Here is a 24,849-nt window from a genome sequence, read left to right as displayed (position 1 = left end):
AGAATTATTAAAATGGCAATCTATAAGTAAATCCTATGCCAAATTCTCCAACGGCTATAGTTTTTTTGATAGGATTTGTTGGCACGAATTGCCCCGTTTTCATATCAAGCGTATCATAATTAATTCTTACTCTATATGCCGTTTGTAATTTTGCAGTTGCATCAATACTTAAATTTGAAGTTACATCTTGTGAAATTCCAAGACCTGCTTGCCAAGCAACACAATTTTTATGAGTTTTTCTTACTTTAAAATAATCGCTATTTATAACACTCCACCTAGAAGAGGTAGGCTTAACTTTTACTTGTGCTATTCCACCTCCAAGTATTACAAAAGGTGTGAAAGTTTTTATTTTTTCTAAATCATAAATAAGATTTAGCATATATATATTTGATAATATGGTAGTATTACCTGGGGTTTTAGGAATAGTGAGACCATTAAAATTTTGCTGAGGTAATACGTAATGCAGACTATATTTAGGTTGATAAGTTGCTGAGAATTCAATAGCTATCTGTGGATATATTATATAGCCTATTTTTCCACTATACATACTTGATTTTTTTAAAATTATTTCGGTATTTGAGTGTTTATGTCGGAATTTACTAACGACCGGTTCAATTATTCCGCCTTCTACTCGTATATAGAACCCTGTTTCTTTTGCGAAAGCAATGTTATTAAAAATGATGATAGTAATAAAAAATAATTTTAGTAATTTAGTCATTATAATTGCTTAAAAAATAAAAAAATATTATATACCCCCTTTATTAATGGTCAATCATATTTTTCCTAATTATGGAAGCAATTATACCAAATAATAATAAAGTAATAGTCACAGTGAACGCAACATATTCCGGAATCGCTATATAATGATGAATAAATATTTTAAAGCTGATAAATATTAAAATTAAAGCCAAAGAATATTTTATATAACTGAAACGTTCTACAATTTCTGCTAAACAAAAGAATAACGCTCTAAGCCCTAAAATAGCAAAAATATTTGAAGTATAAATTATATAAACATCATTAGTAATTGCGAATATTGCCGGTATACTATCTATAGCAAAGACTAAATCTATTGCTTCTATCAGTACTAGAGATATAAAAAGGGGGGTGCAATATAGTTTGTTATTACGTTTAACAACAAATTTATCCCCTTCAAGGTTAGGGGTAATATTTAGATTGTTTATTATTGACTTGTAAATATAAGAATTCTGTATATCAAAAGTTTTATCTGATACATAGAAAGTTTTTATACCTGTAGCAATAAGTATTACGGCAAAAATATATAATAACCAGGCAAATTTATTTATAAGAATAATACCGCCGTAAATCATTACGGCTCTGAATATTATTACGCCTATTATACCGAAAAATAAAACACGATGTTGATATTGCCAGGGAATTTTAAAAAATTGGAAAATAATAGAGATAACAAAAATATTATCAAGTGACATAGCTTTCTCAATGAGCAAGCAAGTATAATATTCACGAGCATGATCTGTCCCCGTATTATAGTAAACATAGATACCGAATAAACAAGCTATTACAATATAGAAAAGACTAAAAAGTACGCTTTCTTTAAAGCTCATTATGGTATTTTTTTTTTGTATTATTCCCAAATCGAGAATCAGTAAAGCAGCGATTACCGTATAAAAAATAATCCAACTCATTTATTTATCTCTTCATTTTATATTGCATGTGGAAATATAGTCCTCCCTCAAACATAACTCTTAGCTGGAATCTTATAGTATTTTCTCCTGGTTTTAAATAACGCTTTATATCAATCGGTAAATTTTTAGCTTGTAATGTTTGATCTTGGTTATTTCCATTGTTACAGTACCTTTTCTCATCTAGAGAATCAATGTTAGTAGGGAAGCTAAGTAACTTTGTGCCGTTGACATATATTAATGTGCAATCATTATACCATAAATCTTTTACTGCAAAATACTCAATATCGTCCATTATTGCATCTAAAGTTACTTTGAATTCTACAGTATGCAATATTGTATTGTCCGGTTTATTTGTTGCATCTATAAGTGCTCCATCCTTTGGAAATGCCATAATGCTCCCATGTGGTACCGGTTTTTTGTTGAAGATATAGTCACCTATTTTAGTTACCGGATTATAAGGGGTCTCAAGTAATTGGTCTGATGGAAAGTCGTTATAACCAACTGTTATGGGGAATCCTGTAAATTTTCTACAGCCGACATTATGGCCTAAAGGTTCAAACTCGACAACCTTTCTATCAAAATATGATAAACAATGGCGTTCTAAAGGTTTATTAGGATCAATAGGTCTCCAATTCGTCGGGCATTTGCCTTTTGCAAGTTCTCCTATATCGCTTTCAGGCCATTCTGCATTACCGTGATTGTTACCGGAAGGAGCTTTCTCTGTGCTAGGAATTTTAGCACAAGTAGGTACTAATATAGGAACACAAAGATTTAGCTCTTGCCAAGTTTTATCTCTTACATCCTCAGTCTCAGCGTTATATGTCGGCTCAGGAGGAGTATTGTTATCTCCTTTTGTATATGTCACTGTATAATATTTTGAAGGATCTACCGGTACTAATATTGGTCCTATGTTAGGTTTCGGCTCGATTCTATCTGTATAATCCCTACTTAAAACACATACTGGAGTATTAGCCTTATCGTTATTGGTATAGCATTTACTCGGAATCTTATTTATATTGCAAGTATAAATTGTAATACCTCTTCCTGGACCTGACACTGTTTCTTCTAGAGTACAGCCCGTTAGATCTATATCTTTTTTACATAAGCCAAGATTTGGATATTTAACGTTATATTTTTTTTTAAAATCTTTACAATTTATAGTATCGTTGTTGTGGAGTTTAGCAAGTACACAATTTGTTGAGTCATGATTGTAACCGGGCATAGGTGATCCATCAGGTAAAGTAGGACGCAGCATAGGGTTACAATGTTGGAAATTTTTCGGCATCAAGCAGGCATGCGTTCCACCTTGGATATATTTACCGTTTATATATTCTAAATATTTTAAATATACCGCACTTGAGTCAGGATTGCCATTACTATCATAAGGTGCTTTATCGTCTTTATATTTACCGTGAATAGTCAACTGATTTAGAGCATTCTCTCCTGAAAACGGCATAGCAATATATTTATCTTCCTTTGGATCTTTAGGTATAAACGCAACGGAAGAACTATACTTATAACCGGCAAGCATTACTATGCTTTCTGTGTCAGTGGGGTTGGGAGGTGGAGGTCCGGCGTATGCTAACGGCGTTACAAGAGTGCTTGTTTCATCTATGATATTGTCGCCTTCTCTTACTTGTACTGACGCAATGAATTGTGGTTTATAATAAGCATCGTTGGGATTGCTATTATTAGTACAGGTAATTCCGGCATATTGCTTTGCACATTCATAAGCAGCTAAGCTGTAAGAATGATTTACTCGCGGTACACAATCTATTAAATTATCGGACTCAAATAAGCAAATATTATTAGGATTTTGCTTATCGTCTTCGGTATTACTAATAGAGACATAAAGCTTTCTATCTTTACCGTTGTTGTCTTTTAAGATGACATCTGTCTTTATAGGCATTAAGCTAGTTGTATCTTGCTTTTGTACCTCAGGAAATTTTACGCTTACATCCTTAAATTCGCCGATATTAACTCCCCACACTTTTTGACAGGTAGTTGAATTAGAACTTGGACAGTCCGGTATATCGCTTATGTAGTAATCGCTGGGTGTTTCTACATTTCCAATTTTCTGCGAATATACTATTCTAAACCCCTCATTACAACCGTTAGCCGTAACACTACATGGCGTAGAAATTTCTGTATTAATACATGGAGTGTTGCCTGAAGTATTCTTACACGATTTAATTAAATCTTTAAAAGCCGTATTAGTATGAGTAATTTTTGCTGAAGAAAAATCTATATTACGTGGTTCTACACAAGTTTTGAGGTCAGAGCGAGAACTCGTGCAAAGCGGAACAAGGTTGCTAAAGCTAACACGTATGGTATTATTAACAATATTGTTTTTAACATTAATATTAGATGGCACTACACAAGCCGGACTAGTAGAAGATTGGTCAAACTGGCCGCTTGCATCTTTTATGCTACATACATTATGAGCACTCGCATTAGTGGTAATATAATCTAAATTTGGACAATATGGTGGTGGAAAAGGCCCTAAAGGTAATTGTACACAACCAAAAGAATAGCTATCTACAGAACCGTTTAATGACCCAAGTGCTTCAATAATTTTTATTATTAAAGTAGGAAAAAAATTAAAAATCTCTCCTATTGCATTAAGTATTGATTGAAGTACTTTTATAAATTCTGAATTTTGATCTATCATACCAAGAAGCTGCCCTAATAAACTTGGTAAATTTACTCCTTTTATCGTTTCAACTAAAAATTTTAATACTTTTGCAATAGGGCTAAGTTCGTTAGTTTGATGAAGAGGTTGACGGTTAGGATTCCAGTCCATCGGATCAAGATGTACACCGGAATCTGAAACAAGGTTAACAAGTCCAGGATCGCTATAAGCACAAAGTTTAGGAGGTTTTAAAGTAATTATTTTTCCGTCTATACCGATTATCTTATTATCAGTTTCTGTATAACCGACTTTATTGAGATGTACTCCATCGGTATAACCTGGATCTGCAGGGGAAGGTGGGGCATTGATCCCGGGAGGTGGAGGCATATCCGGTACGGCAACTCTAGCACAGACTCTAGTTAGAGGTATACCGTAACCTGTAGGCCATACTACACATTCTCCATCCCAATTTAAAGTAGAGTTTTGGTGCCAACAAGCTATGGCATTACAGCTTTGAATTCTAATACGAATTTTTGGAGTAAAGTAACTACTATCAGGGGCTTCTTCTGCACATCTATTGAGTAAAAAACCGATAAATATACCTGGGTAATCAAATTTTAATAAACAAGTATCATTATTGCGACCGTCGCTTTTATTCCAAGGAGGACATAATGTGCCTGGTTTAAAAGGTCCTCTTGGCTTTGCATTGATGCCTCCATCCTTATTCCAAATTTCCGTTCTCTCACTTTGACCGCAATTACATGGATCGCTAAGACAAGTGACTATATCATCCCAAATAGATGCATATACATTAAATGAGAAAAATGAAAATAAGAAAAATAGTAAATATTTTTTTAACACTTTGAGTATTCTTTATGCTCGTTGTTTTTATAGTTCATAATAAATTATTGTCATCCCACGAGCTTGTAGCGGGATCCAGTCCTTTTTAATTTTTTTTGGATCCCATAATAAATCACGGGATGACAGAGTGAAATATTAGTCCGTATTTAACTCATTATATAGGTAATTAACCCAATTATCCGGAGGACCTTGGTGTTGTTCAAGTATTTTTTTATAAATATCCATTTCCTCCTGTCTGCTTGATAAAATACGGACAACTCCTATTAAAGCGGCAATACTTAATTCAGAAGCTATCGATTCATTATCCTTACTAATTAAGAACATTCTTGCAGAAAGCATTAGCTGTGATAATTTTCGTATTTCCGGCTTGCTTAAACCTAAAATTTTATCTAAATCTTCTATTTTAACGTCAGACGGTAGAATAATTTTAGTATTAATTAAATCAAGCCAAGGTTTTATAGTATATTTTGGATATGACTTAAGATAAATAAAATTGAAATTACTGACGAAAATACCGTTATTTTGAGACAAATTATTATAGATTAAATTTATATTATCATAATAAATCTCAGGTCTGTAAAGTTGATCAAAATTATCGGCAGCAAATATTTTAGGTTTTGTGCCAACTAGACTTAAATGATAAGTAAAAGCATAAATTACTGCTGCACTAATACTTTGGTGTTTCTTTAAATTGTTATTAAATTGTTCTAAAAATTTTCTCTCCGTCGGGTAAAATTGTTTAGAAAACGGCTCATCAGAAAGTTTATATAAATTAAACCCTATAACTTTCCCTTCTTCAATGTTAAGAGACGATCCGTCAAATAATCCGGAATATAATTGTTCTTCGGTAAAAACTTTAAGTTTATCAAGTATTTGTATTCCTCCTTCCTCCTTAAAATCTTCTAATTTTAAAATATCGGAAAAAATACGTTTTTCTTTTTCAATTGATAAAATTTTATTTTTTAATTTTTCTAGAAAGGATATCTCTATTTCGCTAAGAGGTGAAATATAATGACCACTGATTAATTTTAAAAATTCTAAAATAAATGCTTGTGATTTTTCTGTATCATCTACTAAAAATGGATTGATAATTTGTTTGTCCGGTTCTAACCATTTGCCTTCTATTGCCTCGATAAAAATTTTAGAATCATTATTATTAGAGATATAAATTATTGTTGGATCGTATTTAGTCGATTCTGATATTAAAAAGTTCAATAATACGGTTTTGCCGGTTTTCCCCGTACCAAAGATGCAAGTATTACCTTTATTCGTTTTATCATGAAAATTCATGAAATATGGAGTACCTTTCTCGGTTCGCAGTAAAGTTATAGCCTTACCCCAAGGATTATATTGATTACCGAGTGTAGTATTATGAAGAGCGGTAAGAGAAGCAATATGCTCTACGGATAATGGCGACATTCTACGTATAAAGGCAAAGTTAGCAGGTAATTGCGACCAAAATATTGGCTCAATATTAATATCTTCTTTTACATGAATAATACCAAGTTTAAAAAGTTCAGTTGATGCTTTAGCTACGGCTGCATCTAGTTTATTTTCATCTTCTTCTATAACGGCAATTGAAATTTGCTGATTACAAAATTGAAAATCTAAATTAGCTGCCTTAAGCTTATTAATCCCTTTGTGATTAAGTAAAGTTGAGTCGTTAGTAATTTTTAGAATATAATCTTGACCACGCAATTTGGATATTACTTGTTTTTTGCTCACAAAGTAAAATATTTCAGTTATTATTAATTCAATCGGTAACTGTAAAAATTTATCCAGTGTATTAGAAGGAGTTTCATGATATTCTTTTATAGATAGTAAAGAAACGAATTTATTATTTTTCTCATGATCCGTAACTACCATTTTATCGCTGCTAATTGTATAAATACTTCTACCTATTGCATCGGATAAATCTATTATAGGTACCAAACAATCATTATTATTAAGGTTAGCTATGCGATTATATAAAAATAAAGGATTAGAAAAAACATTATCATTTTCAAATATTATACCGAGTTTTTCAGCACCGAATTCGTTTAAATCATTTAAAATATTATTAGTGATATTGTCTAATTTTTGAAAAGCTGAATCTAAGTAGTTATTTTCAAAATCAGTAATTAATTTATTAGATAAAGAATTTATTAAAGAGTTAAAATTTGTGATGTTAACTTTAGCAGAATCATGTACTATAGATATATATAAAGTATTAACGAATTTATCATTCCAATGGTTTTTTCTTTGCCATAAGGTATGAATATTTGCCGGTAATAATTTTTTGTAAGGAGTTGAATCGTCTAAGTTTTGTTTTTCTCTTATTGTATGTAGCCAAAAAGCAAAATCATAATCGGTTATATTCTTTTTTATAGAAACTCTAACCATTTCACGTAAATTTTGTATATTATCGCTTATTTTCTCTGAGGTAATGCCATGTATTTTGATAATTTGTAGTAATTTACCGTCTTTGGTAAGTAAAGTATTTTCATTATAATGACATGCTATAGGTATAAAATTAGGAGCATTATAATTATATATATCTTTGTCAAATTTTCGTAAACCACTAAACACAAATAACCTGAATTTAAATTATCGTTTTGTATACTAGTTCAACTTGAAAAATTGGCTACGTCGTCTTTGTAAGTCCTCGGATGCTCACGTATTAAGTATACGCTCCGCCCCTCGGCTTACAGGCTCCTTGCTCTTTTCCAAGTTGAACTTCGTATAATAACTCTTCATTTCACAGGAGTATATACTAATGAACTTTGCCTGCGTGGATGCTAGGGGCGTCATTGCGAGCAGCCGTAGGTCTCTACTCGATGTCATTCCCGCGAAAGCGGGAATGACATAAGAGCCATGCAACAAAGCCAATTTAACAACAACTAGAAACTTTATATTTTATATTTAATAAACAATTATTCACTATAGGCAATGATTTTTTGTAATCCTCCCATGTAATTTATCAAGACATCCGGTATAGTTATTGATCCATCTTCATTCTGATAATTTTCAAGTATTGCAACCATAGTTCTTCCGATAGGTAATCCTGAAGCATTTAAAGTATGAACTAAGGTAGTTTCGTTACTGCCGAATTCTTTATATCTTGCTTTCATTCTACGTGCTTGAAAATCTCCACAATTAGAACAGCTAGCAATTTCGCGATATTGCTTTTGTCCCGGAAGCCATACTTCTATATCATAGGTTTTTTTTGCCGCAAATCCCATATCTCCGGTGCAAAGTAACATAACACGATAAGGAAGATTCAGTTTTTGTAAAATAGTCTCTGATGCATTAGTTATATATTCATGCTCATTTGTGGATTCTTCAGGGGTAGTAATAGATACTAGCTCAACTTTACCGAACTGATGTAATCTAATCATACCTCTTGTATCTCTACCGCTACTACCTGCTTCTGATCTAAAGCACTGGGTGTAAGCAACATAACGTATCGGTAATTTTTCTCTTGGTATAATAGTATCGGCGACCATATTTACTAAAGATACTTCTGCGGTTGGAATTAGTCTGTAACCATTGGTTGTTGCAAAAGACTCTTCGGCAAATTTAGGTAGTTGTCCTGCATTATACATAGCATTATCTCGAACTAATACCGGAGGTGATATCTCAAAGAAATCCCACTCTTTAGTATGAACATCAATCATAAAATTAATTAAAGCACGTTCTAGCTTTGCTAAATCACCTTTTAACGTTACAAATTTAGTTCCAGAAATTTTAGCAGTTTGTTCAAAATCCATTAAATTTAATTTTATACCTAGTTCAAAATGCTGTTTATTCAAAGCATTTGGATTTGTCTCTCCGTAAGTACGAACTAATTTATTCATACTTGCATCCATTCCGTAAGGTACTTCTTCGTCCGGAATATTAGGAAACATATTTAATAGTTCATTTAATTCGTTATTATTATTTAGATCATGTTCAAGTGCTTCCAACTTCTCATTTATATGTTTGACATCTCTTTGTAACCCTTCAAATTCTTCGCCGCTTTTAGAGGCCATATTACCTAAAATCTTTGATTTTACCTTACGTGCATGCTGCAATTCTTGAATTAAACTCGTAATTTTTCTTTTCTCTCCGTCGAGCATAGCAATTTTACTAGACATAGGTTCAATAAATCTTTGACTAAGCTTTTCATCGAACAATTCTTTATTTTCTCTAATCCATTTGATATTTAACATTTAGTGTCCTCAGTTTTTCTATAAAATTACATATAATTATTGAAGTTTCATATAATAAAAGTAGCGGTATTGCAAGAGCAAACTGGCTTAAAATGTCAGGAGGCGTTAATATTCCTGCAATAATAAAGTTAATTACCACGGCAATGCATCTTTTTTGCTTAAGTGTTTGTACCTTAACTATTTTTAGTATATTTAATATCATTATCACAACCGGCAGTTGAAAGGCGACTCCAAAAGCAATAATTAAATGAATAACTAAATTTAGATACTCGCTAATTCTTGCTTCCAAAACTATCGGTAGGATCATATCACGTTTTTCAAAACTAAGAAAAAAATTCCAAGCTTTCGGCATTACAAAGTAAAAAACAAAAATACTACCGCACCAAAATAAAATAGGCGACATAAAAAGAATAAAAGCGATAATTTTTTTTTCATGGCGGTGTAACCCGGGACTGATAAATAAATAACACTCTAAAGCAATTATAGGTATAATAATAGTAAAAGTAGTAAAAGCTGCAAGTTTAATATAGGTAAAAAATGCTTCTGTAAGCCCTGTATAAATTATATTTCGTACCGTATCACCGCTTAGCTTAGCAAGCGGTTTTAATAAAACACTATAAATATTGTCGCTAAAATAATAGCAAATAGCAAATATAATTATAAACGCAGTAAATATTCTAAGAAGCCTTATTTTTAATTCTAATAAATGTTCTTGAAAACTATATAGTTTCATAAAAATTCTGACTCTTCATTTCGCAGAAATATATATATCAATATTATAAACTTTTTTTAATAATTGTCATATGTTTTTAGAAACATTCACAAAGCCTAGTTTCTTTCTATATATTTTATAAAATATCGGGATAAATAACATGCTAAACAGAGTATTACCTAAAAAGAATACAGGCCAAGTAAGATATTTTGCACAAATACCGCCAAGGCTAGCTAGAATAATACGGCTAAGCGAGCTAAAAGATGCAATAATAGAATATTGTGTGGCAACAAATTCACTATTGCAAAGGCTAGCAAAATAGATAGAGATAATAGTTCCTGCAAAGCCTGCACAAAAATTTTGTACTGTAACAGTTATTATAAATGTCTTTATATCATAGCCGATAGTAGCAAGAATCATAAACATAAGAGGTGACAATAATTGAATAACTCCACCAATTAAGACACTATGAAATATACCCATTTTTGCAGCTAAAACGCCGCTTAAAGCTCCTCCGACGATCATGATTAGTAACCCGTAAGCTTTGTAAATAACGGCAATTTCATGAGTAGTAAAACTTAAATCGAGCAATAAAGGCGAACTCATAGCCATAGGTATAGAATCTGCAGCCTTATATAAAAAGATAAACAATATAATTAGCAGTAAATATTGCTGTTCATTTTTTAAGGAGATAATACTTTTTTTAATAACTTCAAAATATTGTTGTAATCCTATTAAATGAGTAGTTGTATGGTGTATTTCTTGTGATTGTGGTTCTTTGATACATAAAATTACTATAGGTCCAATTAGAGTAATGAATAGAGCCGATTTATATACTGTATTCCAGCCGAAAATAATTGATGAATATAAAGTACCGACGCTGCCAAGTAACATACCTAAACGAAACCCTATGCTACTAAAGGTAAAAGCCATTGAAAGCTCTTCTTTAGATGTAGGTCTCTCAATTCTATATGCATCAAGTACAATATCTTGTGTAGAACTGCAGGATGAAATAATAAATAAGATAATTGCAGTAATATATAAGTTATTACAAGGGCTTATGTTTAAGAACCCCGTCATCGCTAGGATTAAAAATATTTGTGATACCAATGCCCAGCCACGCCTGTGACCGAATTTAGAACATAAAAAAGGTATAGAATATTTATCTATAAAAGGTGACCATATGACCTTTAAGCAATACGGAAAGGCAGCTAGTGATATCGAACCTATTATATCAGTGGTGTATTTTGCTTCGGATAATTGATATGGAACTGTAAAAAAAATTAAATTGAACGTAAGACCGGAAATTAAGCCTAAAAGTAAAATACCGATTAAATATATATGGTTATTTATGTCATTCTTGCATGAATTGATCTTCAACGTCATTGTGAGGAAAAACTGTAAGTTGCGACGAAGCAATCCAGTAAAAAATTCTGATTTACAGAATATTCTATTATTATTTCTGGATTGCCACCACGCTCCTTGCAGTTGTGGCTTTGTTGCATGGCTTGCTTCCACTTCTGTCATCCCGCAAGTTTGTAGCAGGCCCCAGTTAAAAATACTAATATTGTTAGTATTTTTAGTTGTTTTCTGGATACCGTGGTCAAGCCATGGTATGACACCGAACACGTTTTTTGAGCCATGCAACAACGCTTTCAGTCGCTCGCAATGACGATTAGGTACACACGCAATAATGCCTTGCAGGAATGACATAAAGGAATGATTAAAAATTTTGTACATGAAATCTAATAGCTTTAAATAGTTACTTAATATTTCATTTTTAGGTAGTAAGGAGCGACTTTGGAAAATATTTTACCGACTACCGGTATTTTAGTTACAATAGTGCTGATTAAGAAAAAGGAAGGAATAACATTTCCTTTAACCATAATTAATTGCTGCTTGGTATCAATATTACCTGTCATAGTAAAATCAAAGAACGGTCCATGTGCTTCCGTATCAAAAATTGTAATTATATTTCCTCTATAATTAAATTTACCGATCATATCTTCAAATAAAATATTTTTATTATTAGTTATTGAACTAAGAAAACCTGGCAACGAAACAAAGGAAACAAGCCGTGTTAAAAAAGGAGTATCGACTACCGTAAAATGTTTTATAGAAAATTTGCCGTCTAATATTGGCACTATTTCACCTTTTTTTACTTCATATCTTTTTGTATTTAAGTTGATGTTAATTTGACCGTTTTGCATAGTGGTATACATTCCAAGTCCCTTAAGCAATGCTCCGGCATTATCGGATTCAATGAACCATTGTTCAAACGTTTCCTTAGCAGTAAGCGACATCTTAACTTTTTTATTATCAATATTAGCATTTAGAAAGCCGGAGAAACACCGCACTTTATCACATTTAATTGCTAAATCAAGATTATCTAGAATTATATTATTCTTTAAAAGTATTTTTGATATATTAGTTTTTAAATTAATATTACGTGTAGAATCTCCCGCTTTTTCTAAAAACTGCATCATATTAGCATTTGATAAATCTAATCTGTTGCCATAAAGTGTCGTATTAAGATTATGGTTATCTATAATTATGTTTCCTTTTAAATCCGTATGATTATGTTTAACAGAGGCTAGATTAATATTATAAATATTTTTCTTAATTAAGGCATTACCGTTAATTTTTAGATTATCCTGCCCTGAAAGGTTAAATACAATATTTCTATCGAAATTTTTATCATTTAATTTAGTATATAAATATAAATTGGCTTTTTTATATAATTTTTTATGAATAGATACTTTATCTATATAAAATTCTAAATTATTAAGATTAGAATTAACAGTAATAAAACTCTCATTATTATGCTGTTTTTTATACTCAAAATTTAAAACGGTGCTGCCTGAAATTAATTTAAATACTCCAAATCTTTGATTATTTGCCGCAATATTGCTTTTTATTTTAAGTAAACACTCATTATTTTTATCCGATATATCATGATCATAAGTAAAGCTGCTTGCATAATTATTAATGTTACCTTTACCGCTAATATTTAGTTTATTATCTTTAAAAATACCTTTGGCTTCACCGTTTTGTAATAGGATATTATTGTCTAAGGTGTTAAAAGAGATATTTGTTAATGTTGACAAAACATTATAGCTATTAGGGATATTGGGGCTAATAGGAATTATTAGCTCTATTATTGAATTTGCCGTTCCTTTGATTTTTTTAAGATCAATATTTTGAGCTTTAATATTTTGATATGCATCATTTGGAACAAAGGCAATTAAGTCATTAATTTCACCTTTAGCAGTAGCATTAAAAACAAATTGTGATTTATCCAGTCCTTCCCATTTGAAAGTCATAATACCGTCTGAAATGACACTTTGACCGCTATATGCTTCATTAATTAGAAATTTTATTTCCGGTCCTGAAATGATTATATTAGTATCAACTTTAGTCAAAGGTGGTAAATCTGTATGATATTTATATTCAAAATTCGAGATATGTAAATTTGCTTTTAAATTATCTTCTACTAAAATATTTTTTTTAAAAAATTTTTTATCTAATTTAATATTTAATTCTCCGTTTTGGATGTAACCTTGTTTTATATGTTCTCGTAAATATGAGATTATAGGATTATTAGGAATGATTTTTTCGACTGTTTGATAAATTATTAAAGGCATATTTGCGGCAGCTGCACTTGCATCGATATTTTTATTGGTTATTATACCGCTTAGTGATAAAAAAGCTTTGTTCCCAAAGGTGAGTTTGCAATTAACAGTCTTTGGATTATCTTTAGAATAGGTGGTTTTATATGAGCATAAAGCATTTCCTAGAGGTAAGTCTGCTCCTTGCTCATCAGTTAGGATATCACTTTTTATTGAAGTTAGTCGTATGTCGGTTAGGGAATTTTTTTTAATTATATTTAACGCATAATCACCGGTCGTTGAAGTATTTATAATCTCTTCATCGTTATTTGAAATTACGGAAATTTTATCGATATTAAAATTAGCCTCTATTAACGAATTAGAGAAGAAATTTTTGAAATTAAAGAAAAGATTAAAATCGTTAATTTCTCCTCTAGCATTATCTATAAGACTTAAGGAAATTTTATCTATGGATAATCGGTTTTCTTTAAATTCTAAATTATGTAGTACAGCCTTTATATCATTTTTACTTAAATACAATTCAATTATTTTTTTCAAAGGTTTATTTAAGTGTCCTTTATTTGCACTATAAACAGTTAGAGTTATAGCCAAAGATAATGAAATCAGAATTATAAAAATACTAATAAAGGTTTTTTTAATAAAATTCATTTGAGCTTGTAAATCTATTGAAATATGATAAAAGCTTTATATACTCGGGTAGAACTGCAAAAATTGGCTACATCATCCTACAAGTACTCCGGTACTCACGTATTAAGTATACGCTCTGTTCCTCGTCTTGTGGACTCCTTGTACTTTTTGAAATTGAGCTTCGTCTATACTACTCTTCATTTATTTGAGGTATACACTTGGAATATAAAGTATAATTTTAAAATTTAATATAAAAATCACAAAAAATTATGAATATTACATTTATCGGTAGCGGATATGTGGGATTAGTCTCAGGTATTATTATGGGCTATTTAGGTCATAATGTTACTTGTCTTGATAATGATGAGGTTAAAATATCCAAATTAAATAAGCGAATATTACCGATTTATGAAGCTAAACTTGATGAGTATCTGAAGCAAGCTTTAGAATCTGATAGGTTAAAATTTACAAATATTTATAATAATGAACTTCACAATGCTGATGCAATATTTATTACGGTCGGTACACCTTCAAAAGGGTTGGGAGAAGCGGATTTAAAATATGTTTATGATGCTATTGATAAAGTTTTCGAGCATATAAATAAAGATTGTTTAATAGTCATAAAATCTACCGTTCCGCCGGGTAGTTGCAGTAATATTATAGCTTATTTAAAATCAAGAGGCTTTTCATTTAATGTTGCTTCTAATCCTGAGTTTTTAAGAGAGGGTAGTGCGGTAGAAGATTTTTTATATCCTGATCGTATAGTTATCGGTGTAAATAATAAAGAATCAGAGGAAATATTGCGAAAAATTTATGCACCTTTACAAGGTGCAAAGTTTGTGGTTACCGATTTAGTGACGAGCGAACTTATTAAATATGCTTCAAATAGTTTCTTAGCTACCAAAATTGCTTTTATTAATGAGATGGCTGATTTATGTGAAAAAATCGGCGGTAATATTAAAGATTTATCTCAAGGTGTAGGACTTGACCAAAGAATCGGTCAAAATTTTTTAAATGCAGGACCTGGTTTTGGCGGTTCGTGCTTTCCAAAAGATATTCTAGCATTAAATAATCTTGTAAAAAATCATCATATAGATTGTAGGATTCTTAAGGCAGTCATTAAAAGTAATAAGCAGCGTCCAAGTAATATGGTAGATAAAATAGCTACTTTGTTAGACGGAGATTTAAAAGGTAAAAATATAGCAATTTTAGGCTTAACATATAAAGCAGGAACAGATGATGTAAGAGCAAGCCCTGCCATCGCAATTGTAAAGATCTTATTAAATAAAGATGTATATGTTAAAGCATTTGATCCTATCGGTCTTGAAAATGCTAAAAAGAATTTGGAACATAAAAATTTGCTATATTTAGATTCAGCAGTTGACGCCTGTAAATCAGTAGATATTATAGTTATTGTAACTGAATGGTCAGAATTTAAAGAACTTAATTGGCAAGAAATTTATGATTTAGTAAAATCGCCGATAATCATTGATCTTAGAAATATACTAGATAATGAAGCAATGAAAAAAATCGGTTTTAGATATTATGCAGTCGGAAGTAAAATTTAGTCTTGTCGTTAAGGCTTCCGATGTTATTCCCGCGTAGGCGGGAATATTTATCTCGCTTTACCCTGGATTCCCGCCTATGCGGGAATGACATAAGGAGTCATACAGTAAGACAATAAACTTGAACATTAATTTAAAATGCGACCTGAATTTATTCATTTAAGAACTCAAAGCTCTTATTCTTTTCTAGAAAGTGCATTAACGATTGAGAAGGTAGTAGAACTTGCTTCATCGAATAAAATGCCTGCTATTTGTTTGGCAGATAAGGGAAATTTATTCGGCTCATTAGAGTTTGCATTATGTGCAGTAAAAAAAGGACTGCAGCCGATACACGGAGTTATTCTAAATATAAAATACGATATAGATATTTTTGCTCAAATTTTGCTTATAGCTAAAGATGAAACTGGTTATAAAAATTTACTCAAACTATCAAGCCTTACTTTTACTAAAAATGATCGTAAGATATGCGATCATATTAATTTTGAAGATTTAATCGAATATCAAGAAGGATTAATAGGATTATGCTGTTATACCGACGGTATTGTCGGAAAATGCTTGCTAGCTCGCAACGAGGAGCAAGCGATGCTGTTTGCACGTAAATTACAGGAAATTTTAGGAGATCGTTTTTACTTTGAGATTATGAGACATGAGCTACCGGAAGAACAGTTTATTGAGGATAGTTATATTAGAATTGCTGCCGAGCTTGCTATTCCGCTTGTTGCTACTAATAAAGTTTTGTTTAGTGAGAAAAGCATGCATGATGCACATGATGTATTGTTATGTATATCAGCCGGTGTTACTAAAGAATATCTGGATCGAAAAACAGTTAGCGAAAATTGTTATTTTAGATCACCGCATGAGATGATAGAGCTTTTTTCCGATTTACCTAGTGCCATCCAAAATACCGTGAATTTAAGAGAGCGTTGTTATTTTGCCGCACATGCAAACCCGCCGATGCTGCCTAATTTTGCCACCAAAGATATTAGTGAAACGGATTTAATTAAAAAAGATGCAACAGAAGGGTTGCTTGCAAGGCTTGCTGCAAAGTTTAAATCTGAAAATATTGCGTTAGAGAATCAAGAAGCATTGAAAACCGAATATTTTGCTCGTCTTAATTATGAGCTGGATATTATCTGTAATATGAATTTTGCCGGTTATTTTTTGATTGTATCGGATTTTATTAAATGGAGTAAAAAAGAGGGGATTTTAGTCGGACCGGGTAGAGGATCGGGAGCAGGCTCGGTTGTTGCTTGGAGCTTGCTTATTACTGATCTTGATCCGATTAAATTTGGCTTATTATTTGAAAGATTTTTAAATCCTGAACGTATTTCAATGCCTGATTTTGATATTGATTTTTGTCAGGAAAGGCGTGAGGAAGTAATTAATTACGTACGTTCCAAATACGGTAATAATAGAGTAGGACAGATTATAACTTTCGGTAAGATGCAGGCAAAGGCTGTAATTAAGGATGTCGCTCGTGTGCTTAGCTTACCTTATAAATTCGCTGATTATCTAACGGAGCTTGTCCCTTTTAGTGCAGTTAATCCAGTTAGCTTAGAACAGGCAATGCGTGAAGTTCCGGAGCTTGCAAATGCCGCTAAAGGTAATGGGTTGTATAATTTAGATGGTGAAGCGGAGTTAATTAAGTTAGTGATTGATACTTCGTTAATTCTTGAGGGGCTGCATAGGCATTCCTCAACTCATGCTGCAGGAATCGTAATAGCAGGTACTGATTTAGTCGATATAGTACCGGTATATAAAGATTCTAACTCCGATATGCTGGTAGTCGGTTATTCTATGAAATATTCCGAGATTGCCGGTTTAATTAAATTTGATTTTTTAGGGCTACAAACCCTAACGGTTATTACCGATTGTAAGAAACTGCTTAAAGAGCAAGGGATAGAAGTAGATTTTAACAATATGACGTTTGATGATAATAAGACTTATCAAATGTTGTGTAAAGGTAAAGGAGTAGGCGTTTTCCAATTTGAAAGTATCGGGATGAAAGATGCACTTAGACGCCTTAAACCTGATTCTATACATGATTTGATAGCTCTTGGTGCGTTATACCGTCCTGGTCCTATGGAAAATATTCCTACCTATATAGCTTGTAAGCATAAATTACAACAGCCTGATTATTTACATGAGCTATTGAAACCAATCTTAGAAGAAACTTACGGAGTGGTGATATATCAGGAGCAGGTACAAAGAATTGCTCAGGTTCTTGCAGGTTATACGCTAGGAGCTGCCGATTTACTTCGGAGAGCAATGGGTAAGAAGATAAAAAAAGAAATGGAGGAGCAGGAAGAAATTTTTGTTAAAGGAGCAATTGCTAATAATATTTCAGAATCTCAAGCTAAATCCATTTTTGCGACCGTGGCTAAATTTGCCGGATACGGTTTTAATAAGGCACATGCTGCGTCTTACGGTGTTATTTCATACCAAACTGCATATCTTAAAGCTAATTATCCTGCTGAATTTTTAGTAGCATGCTTAAATCTTGAATTGAATAATCACGATAAAATTAATTTATTTTTACAAGAAGCAAAAGATAACGGCATAAAAATTATTGCACCTAATATTAATATTTCTGAAGGGTATTTTAGTGTACAGTTTTCGGACACTGTCATCCCGCATAGCGTAAAGCCTGTCATACCGCGACTTGATCGTGGTATCCAGGAAATTTCAAAAGATACCGTGGTCAAGCCACGGTATAACATCGCGGGTGCAATAATCTTCGCCTTAGGTGCTATTAAGGGAGTTACGCCGAATTTCGGTAAGTTAGTAACGGATGAGCGAAAAGCAAGAGGGGCGTTTAAATCAATTACTGATTTTATTGAAAGATTACCCCCAAAATCTATTAACAGTAAATTATTGGAAAATTTAATCAAGTCAGGCTGTTTTGATGAGCTGCATGATAATCGATTGCAATTATTGTCAAGCATTCCAAAATTGCTTTCTTATTCAACTGCATATCACGAAGAGCAGGAATCTAATCAATTTAGCTTAATTAAAGTTTCTAGTTTAAGTCCAACTATTTTAGTATCAAGCGATTATGCCGATAAAAATACTTTAGCCTTTTATGAATTTGAGGCTATGGGTTTATTTATCTCTAATCATCCTCTTACGGAATATCAAGAAATATTTAGTCGTTTAAATATTTTAAATACTGCGGATTTGCATAATAACTTACCTGATGGTACTAACCGAGTAAATCTTGCCGGTGTAATACAAAAAAAGGATTCCCGTATGTCGGCAAGAGGTAGGTTTGTGACGCTTGTGCTTTCCGATCCTGAGAATATCTTTGAACTTAGTATTTTTAGTGAGGAAGTTTTAAAAGATTATGTACATTTACTTGATGTTAAAAGTTTGGTAGTTGTTAATTGTGACATAGTTAAAGATGAGGGAGGAATAAAACTAACGGCAAAAAGCTTTTCATCAATTGAGGATGCAATTAATAATAAACAATTTGAACTACAGTTTTATCCACAAAATCATGAAGAATTACGGCAGATAGTAAACTTGCTTGCAGCTCGTATAAATAATGAAGATCAGAGTAATGCTAAAGCTACAATCTATTTACAAAGCGCAGATGTAAAGAATTTTGTAGCAAAAATTACATTACCTGAAAAATTCTTGCTCCAAGGGCAAGATTTTGAGATTTTAAAAGGATATAGTAAATAGCGTAGTTGTTGAGTGGTTCGGTTTTCCACTATCATTCCCGCAAGGCATTGTTGTGTGGATATCGGGTCATCATTGTGAGCAGCCATAGGCTGCGTGGTAATCTCATGAAATAATAACAAACTTGAGATTGCGGACGTACAATTACTTCGTAATTTTCCTCGCAATGACGAAAAAACCGAGCCATGCAACAAAGCCAATGCCTCGCAGGAATGACATCGAAACCTTGAGTCAACTTTTTATAGACAATACCTGAATTGACAGTAAAATGAATCTATAATATATAATTGAGTAATATTCTTTGATGTTTTTTTACCGCTAAATACTGCATTATTATTTTTATTATCGCTAAGTTCCATATATTTTGTTAGTCGATGTTTGTCTGCTATTAACTTTGCTTCTTTTTCTAAATTGATATTTTGCTCAAGATTTGGGTCTTTAATTAATTCTTTAAAATAATTACTTATGGATTTTAATCCCAATTTTCTCGTTAATTTACTTAAATACTTATAAAATTTATTTTTGATAGTTTGTTTTTTAGGTTCTGAATTTTTATTGAATGTATTATCGGTTTTAACTTCTTATTTTTTATCTTCTAATACTCCTGTATTAATTGATCTTTTGGTGTTTGATTTAGTTTTGAATTATCTGCTCTTACCCCAGCACCGGCATTATATATATACGATAATTTTTTCCGTTTTCTTTAGAATATTTTATAACATTTGTATGTAATCCTGTATTAGTAGGAGCATTAGAATATGATAAATATGCTTCTCCGGTTTTTTGCAGTTTATCATATATTTCATCTGTAGTTTTTTCTAAAAATTTTTTTAACTGTTCTGCTGGTGGTAATTCAGTTGAGCTAGTTAATTTACATAAAAAGGATTGCTTATAAATCTCATCTAAGCCATCCATAAAATGGTCTAATTTTTTACCTGTATTTTCGTCAGGATTTAAAGCTTTATACGCTTAGCCGTTATAAATGAACTGAGCCTAAATTATAATCTTTTGTGGATTTATCATAGTTACGGGCATCGTCAAAAATTTCGCAGTACTGAGTTGCTTTTGCTTCATACTCATATTTCCATATGTTATTTAAGGCTTGAGTGATATTTTCATAATGTTCTTTCAGCTTATTCTTGTTTAGAGCAGTATTTGTAAGTTGATTATCATAATTTTCTAAGTTACCGAACTTTCTATCATTATTTACATTAACCATATTTTCAACTAATTGGTTAAGCAGAGATCAAAATAATCATGTATTATGAATAAATGTCAATAATTACTCACCTCAATATATCTACTTTATCTAATTGTTCCAATGTAAAATTTGCGTCTTCTCGGCCGAAATGACCGTAAGAAACAGTTTGTTGATAACATGGAGTGCGAAGCTTAAGATGTTTAATAATTCTTCCTGGACGCATATCAAAATGCTGTGTTATGAGCTTAGTAATTTGTTCGTTGCTTAATGTGCTAGTACCGCAAGTTTCAGCATAAACAGATACGGGAGCAGCTACGTCTATTGTAGGATATTTGTATTTCACAGCGATCGGTAAGTTCTGCTCCTACTATATTCTTAGCAATATAGTGTGCCATGTAAGCAGCCGATCTATCTATTTTTGTTGGATCTTTTCCAGAAAAGCAACCGCCGCCGTGTCTTGCCATTCCTCCATAGCTTTCCACGATAAATTCCCTACAGGTTAAACCGCAATCTGCAACGGGACCGCCTATAAAAACCGACCCGTCGGATTAATTAGGTATTTAGTGTCTTTATGCAGTAAATTGCTTGGTAATGCCTGTTTAATAATTTCTTCCATTACTGCTTCAATAAGGTCTTTTTGTTGTATTGCCGGATGATGCTGAGTTGATAAAACTACTGTATCAATGGCAATTGGTTTGTTATTTTCATATCGTAACGTGACTTGAGATTGTGCATCGGGTCTAAGCCAAGACAAGATATTTTGTTTACGTAAATATACTTGCCTTGTCATTAATAAATGAGCGTAGTAAATCGGTGCGGGCATGAAACTATCCGTTTCATTACAGGCATAACCGAAAACCATACCTTGGTCTCTATTTCATCTTCATTTGCATTGTCAACACCCATAGCTATATCGGGTGATTGTTAATGATAGCTGAAATTACGATACAACAGCTACCGTCAAATCCATAATTTGGATTATTATAGCCGATTTCTTGTATCTTGCTACGTACTATTTGCTCAATATCCACATAGGTACTAGGCCGCTCACTAAAACTAGACCGGTGGTTACAAATGTTTCACAGGCAACACGACCGTTAGGGTCTTGTTTTAGTATCTCATCAAGTACCGTATCTGAAATTTGATCGGCAATTTTGTCCGGATGCCCTTCAGAAACTGACTCAGACGTAAATATAAAATTTTTCATACATTACGCTCCTTTTAAAATTCTTCAACTGTTATATTAATATATTTTTATATGCTTATTTTATCAAATATGTATACTGTATTATATGTTGAAGTTATTTTTCTGGATTCCCGCTTTTGCGGGAATGACAGCAAGTCATGCAATAACACCGCCTTTAGCTAGGAATGATATACCTTCAATGAATTTCCATCCAGTTATTACCTGCTCTAATTTCGGTTATAATCGGTACATCCATATTAGTAGAATTTTCCATGATTTTTTTAATAATAGGTGTTATAATTTCTACTTCATCAATCGGTGCTTCAAATAGTAATTCATCATGAATTTGCAGTACTAATCTTGTTTTAAGTTTACGTTTTTCTATTTCTTGATCTAGATTGATCATAGCAATTTTAATTATATCGGCATTAGTGCCTTGAATCGGAGCATTAATAGCCGCACGTTCTGCGAATTGTTTAAGCTTTTTATCATGAATTAGAGGTACAAAACATTTTCTGCCAAAGCAATTTGTGACATAGCCGTTGCTACTTGCAAAAGCTTTTGTTTGCTCCATATATTCTTGTACTCCTTTATATTCAGCAAAATATTTCTTGATATATGCGGATGCTTCGCCGTGAGTAACGTTTAATTGCTTAGCAAGCCCAAAAGCACTTATACCGTAAATGATACCAAAATTTATAGCTTTTGCTTTACGCCTATGTTCGCTAGTTAGTTCGTGTTTTTGTAAGTTAAAGATCTGACAAGCAGTTTGAGTATGGATATCGTCTTTATTGATAAATGCTTGTTTTAGTGCATCTATATTTGCGATATGGCTTAATATTCTAAGCTCAATTTGAGAATAATCGGCAGATATTAATTTATAACCTTCTTCAGCAATAAAAGCTTGTCTGATTTGATTCCCCTCACTAGAGCGAATAGGTACATTTTGTAGATTAGGTTCCTGTGAGCTAAGTCTTCCTGTAGTGGTAGAAGTTTGTAAAAATGTCGTATGTACTCTATGTGTTATATTATCTATCTGTTTCGGCAAACTATCGGTGTAGGTATTCTTTAATTTTGTTAGTTGCCTCCATCTTAATAACAAATCTGCAATATTATATCCATGCTCACTAAGTTTTTCTAATATTTCCGCTCCCGTTGAGTAAGAGCTTGCTTTAGCTGAAGCTTTACCGAAAGGTAATTGCATTTTTTCGAATAAGATTTCGCCTAATTGTTTTGGCGAACCAATATTAAATTTGGTTCCGCTAAGAGCAAAAATTTCTTCTTCAAGTTTTAGAATTTCTGTTCCAAATTCAGCGGATAATTGTTTTAGGTAATTAGCATCTACTGTAATACCCACTTTCTCCATTTTATCTAAAATAAAACAAATAGGTAAATCAATGTTGCTATAAAGTCTAAAGGTTTTGTTGTCTTTAAGTTCCCATATAGTTTGCTTATAAAGTGTGATAAAGTTTATTACTATTTTTGCTGATTCGATAATTATATTTTCTATCCAAGTTTCTTTCAAAACTTCTTTAAATAAATTTTTCTGTGATAAACCGGCAGATAACGCATACTGCATTAATTCTAAATCTTCTATAGCCTTAATGTCATGAGATTGGTTTGCATAAAATTTAAGTAGAGGTTTAAGAGAGTAAGTAATTTTTTTTATGGATTTATCGGTTAGTAAATTGAAGATTATATCCGAAAACCAGTTGTTATTAGTTTTAGTATTATAAGAAAATAGATCATGAAAAGTGTTTGAAATTTTAATAATATAGCTTTGGTTTTGCAGTGATAAAATAAAAGCAAGATTAGCTCCTTTATGCTGTAATAAATATATCCCGAATATTCCTATTTTCGTGGCTTCTTTAGCAAAGTCTGCTAACTCATTAGCATTATTAATTTCTTTTATTTCCGTTACTTTATTATCTGCTATCTCTTTGTAGTCGTTAATTTTAATATCCAATAAATTTTCTACTCTTTTATATAAAGATCTAAAACCGTATTCCTGTAAAAATCCTGTTAATTTATCGCTATTTGGAGGTGACCATTCTAAATTATTTAGCTGAAAATCTAAATCAACATTAGAATTAAGCCCTATTAACTGCCATGAAATTAACGCCGTTTCTCTTGAATTTTGTAAAGTTTTACGTTGTTTTACGCTTGAGACTTGGTCTAAAGAGTTAAATATATTTTCTACAGAACCAAATTGTGTTATAAGACTACTTGCAGTTTTTGGTCCAATAGATGGTACACCCGGAATATTATCCGATCTATCGCCGATTAAAGCCATTACTTCACGTAATTTATCAGAAGTAGTGCCAAATTTTTTAACCACATCATCCTCCGTAATATATTTCCCTTTTAACGGATCATATATCTTGATGTTTTCAGTCATTAGCTGTAATAAATCTTTATCGGAAGAGATAATGACTACATGTTCGCCAAGTGCAGCAGTTTTAGTAGCAAAGGTTGCGATAATGTCATCGGCTTCATAACCGTTCTTCTCTAGAATAGGAAAATTTAAGTTACTTGCAACATCACGAACTAAAGGTAATTGTACAATTAAATCTTCAGGGGGTGGAGGGCGGTTAGCTTTATAGTCGGGATAAATCTGATGGCGAAAATTTTTCCCGCCGCTGTCAAATACTACAGCGACATGTTTAGGCTTAAAGTCGCTCAGTAATTTTAGCAGCATTGAAGTAAAACCGTAAAGAGCACCGACAGGCTCGCCTTTTGGTGAAGTTAAAGGCTGTTGTGCATAATAGGCTCTAAAAACAAATCCGTATCCGTCTATGAGCAATAAGGTATTTTTTTGAGTCATTTTATGATTTTATTTTTAATTAGATCGTAATTGCGAGGAAATTACGTAAGTAATTGACGAAGCAATCTCAGGAG

15 protein-coding genes and 1 pseudogene are annotated in these 24,849 nt (G+C 32.1%); 2 read left to right on the top strand and 14 right to left on the bottom strand.

All coding sequences use genetic code 11. The features are described 5' to 3' along the window. Positions 1 to 7: 7 nt before the first annotated feature. From BTU51_RS06860 to BTU51_RS06815, 9 genes are all read right to left on the bottom strand, one after another. The gene (locus BTU51_RS06860) at positions 8 to 718 is read right to left on the bottom strand and encodes an outer membrane protein (RefSeq protein WP_012151330.1); all 711 of its coding nucleotides are present in this window, start codon (positions 716 to 718) and stop codon (positions 8 to 10) included. Between the two features lie 43 nt (positions 719 to 761). Next, the gene (locus tag BTU51_RS06855; RefSeq protein WP_012151329.1) at positions 762 to 1,667 is read right to left on the bottom strand and encodes a TerC/Alx family metal homeostasis membrane protein; all 906 of its coding nucleotides are present in this window, start codon (positions 1,665 to 1,667) and stop codon (positions 762 to 764) included. A gap of 4 nt (positions 1,668 to 1,671) precedes the next feature. Next, on the bottom strand, positions 1,672 to 5,160 hold the full coding sequence (locus tag BTU51_RS06850; RefSeq protein WP_012262599.1) for a hypothetical protein: 3,489 nt from the start codon (positions 5,158 to 5,160) through the stop codon (positions 1,672 to 1,674). A 135-nt stretch (positions 5,161 to 5,295) separates the two neighbouring features. After that, a complete protein-coding gene (locus tag BTU51_RS06845; RefSeq protein ID WP_012151327.1) occupies positions 5,296 to 7,728 on the bottom strand; it encodes a VirB4 family type IV secretion/conjugal transfer ATPase in 2,433 nt (810 codons plus the stop codon). An 84-nt stretch (positions 7,729 to 7,812) separates the two neighbouring features. After that, on the bottom strand, positions 7,813 to 8,028 hold the full coding sequence (locus BTU51_RS10075; protein ID WP_012262598.1) for a palindromic element RPE5 domain-containing protein: 216 nt from the start codon (positions 8,026 to 8,028) through the stop codon (positions 7,813 to 7,815). 44 nt (positions 8,029 to 8,072) lie between these two features. After that, entirely contained in the window at positions 8,073 to 9,350 is a 1,278-nt protein-coding gene (serS, locus tag BTU51_RS06830) for a serine--tRNA ligase (protein WP_012151326.1), read from the bottom strand. After that, entirely contained in the window at positions 9,328 to 10,083 is a 756-nt protein-coding gene (tatC, locus tag BTU51_RS06825; protein ID WP_012151325.1) for a twin-arginine translocase subunit TatC, read from the bottom strand. The genes serS and tatC overlap by 23 nt, the downstream gene beginning before the upstream one ends. A 66-nt stretch (positions 10,084 to 10,149) precedes the next feature. Continuing rightward, on the bottom strand, positions 10,150 to 11,802 hold the full coding sequence (locus BTU51_RS06820; RefSeq protein WP_012262597.1) for an MFS transporter: 1,653 nt from the start codon (positions 11,800 to 11,802) through the stop codon (positions 10,150 to 10,152). 26 nt (positions 11,803 to 11,828) lie between these two features. After that, positions 11,829 to 14,339 carry a YhdP family protein gene (locus BTU51_RS06815; RefSeq protein ID WP_012151323.1) on the bottom strand — a complete coding sequence of 837 codons (2,511 nt, stop codon included), beginning with the start codon at positions 14,337 to 14,339 and terminating at the stop codon, positions 11,829 to 11,831. A 248-nt stretch (positions 14,340 to 14,587) separates the two neighbouring features. On the opposite strand from BTU51_RS06815, the gene BTU51_RS06805 reads away from it, so the two are divergent. Together BTU51_RS06805 and dnaE are read left to right on the top strand one after the other, a co-directional pair. Further along, on the top strand, positions 14,588 to 15,886 hold the full coding sequence (locus BTU51_RS06805; RefSeq protein ID WP_012151322.1) for a UDP-glucose dehydrogenase family protein: 1,299 nt from the start codon (positions 14,588 to 14,590) through the stop codon (positions 15,884 to 15,886). 135 nt (positions 15,887 to 16,021) lie between these two features. After that, positions 16,022 to 19,567 (top strand): DNA polymerase III subunit alpha, encoded by a 3,546-nt coding sequence (dnaE, locus tag BTU51_RS06800; protein WP_012151321.1) that lies wholly within the window; start codon positions 16,022 to 16,024, stop codon positions 19,565 to 19,567. Positions 19,568 to 19,803: 236 nt separating this feature from the next. Here the strand turns inward: dnaE and BTU51_RS06790 are convergent, their stop codons facing one another. From BTU51_RS06790 to polA, 5 genes and pseudogenes are all read right to left on the bottom strand, one after another. Beyond that, positions 19,804 to 20,046, bottom strand: coding sequence for a hypothetical protein (locus tag BTU51_RS06790; protein ID WP_012151319.1), 243 nt, complete (start codon positions 20,044 to 20,046; stop codon positions 19,804 to 19,806). Between the two features lie 172 nt (positions 20,047 to 20,218). Next, complete coding sequence (locus tag BTU51_RS06785) at positions 20,219 to 20,479, bottom strand: hypothetical protein (RefSeq protein WP_012262595.1); 261 nt, start codon at positions 20,477 to 20,479, stop codon at positions 20,219 to 20,221. 61 nt (positions 20,480 to 20,540) lie between these two features. Next, positions 20,541 to 20,783 carry a hypothetical protein gene (locus BTU51_RS06780; RefSeq protein ID WP_012262594.1) on the bottom strand — a complete coding sequence of 81 codons (243 nt, stop codon included), beginning with the start codon at positions 20,781 to 20,783 and terminating at the stop codon, positions 20,541 to 20,543. Between the two features lie 67 nt (positions 20,784 to 20,850). Continuing rightward, positions 20,851 to 21,972: pseudogene (gene metK / locus BTU51_RS08380) on the bottom strand (methionine adenosyltransferase). A 175-nt stretch (positions 21,973 to 22,147) separates the two neighbouring features. Next, positions 22,148 to 24,775: a DNA polymerase I gene (gene polA, locus BTU51_RS06755; RefSeq protein ID WP_012151315.1), complete on the bottom strand. Its 2,628-nt coding sequence runs from the start codon at positions 24,773 to 24,775 to the stop codon at positions 22,148 to 22,150. Positions 24,776 to 24,849 lie beyond the last annotated feature (74 nt).

Origin of the sequence: Rickettsia rickettsii, from assembly GCF_001951015.1 — a bacterium.
Taxonomy (GTDB): Bacteria; Pseudomonadota; Alphaproteobacteria; order Rickettsiales; family Rickettsiaceae; genus Rickettsia; species Rickettsia rickettsii.
The sequence above is the reverse complement of the archived record's forward strand: the minus strand, read 5'-3'. Positions and strand labels throughout refer to the sequence as shown.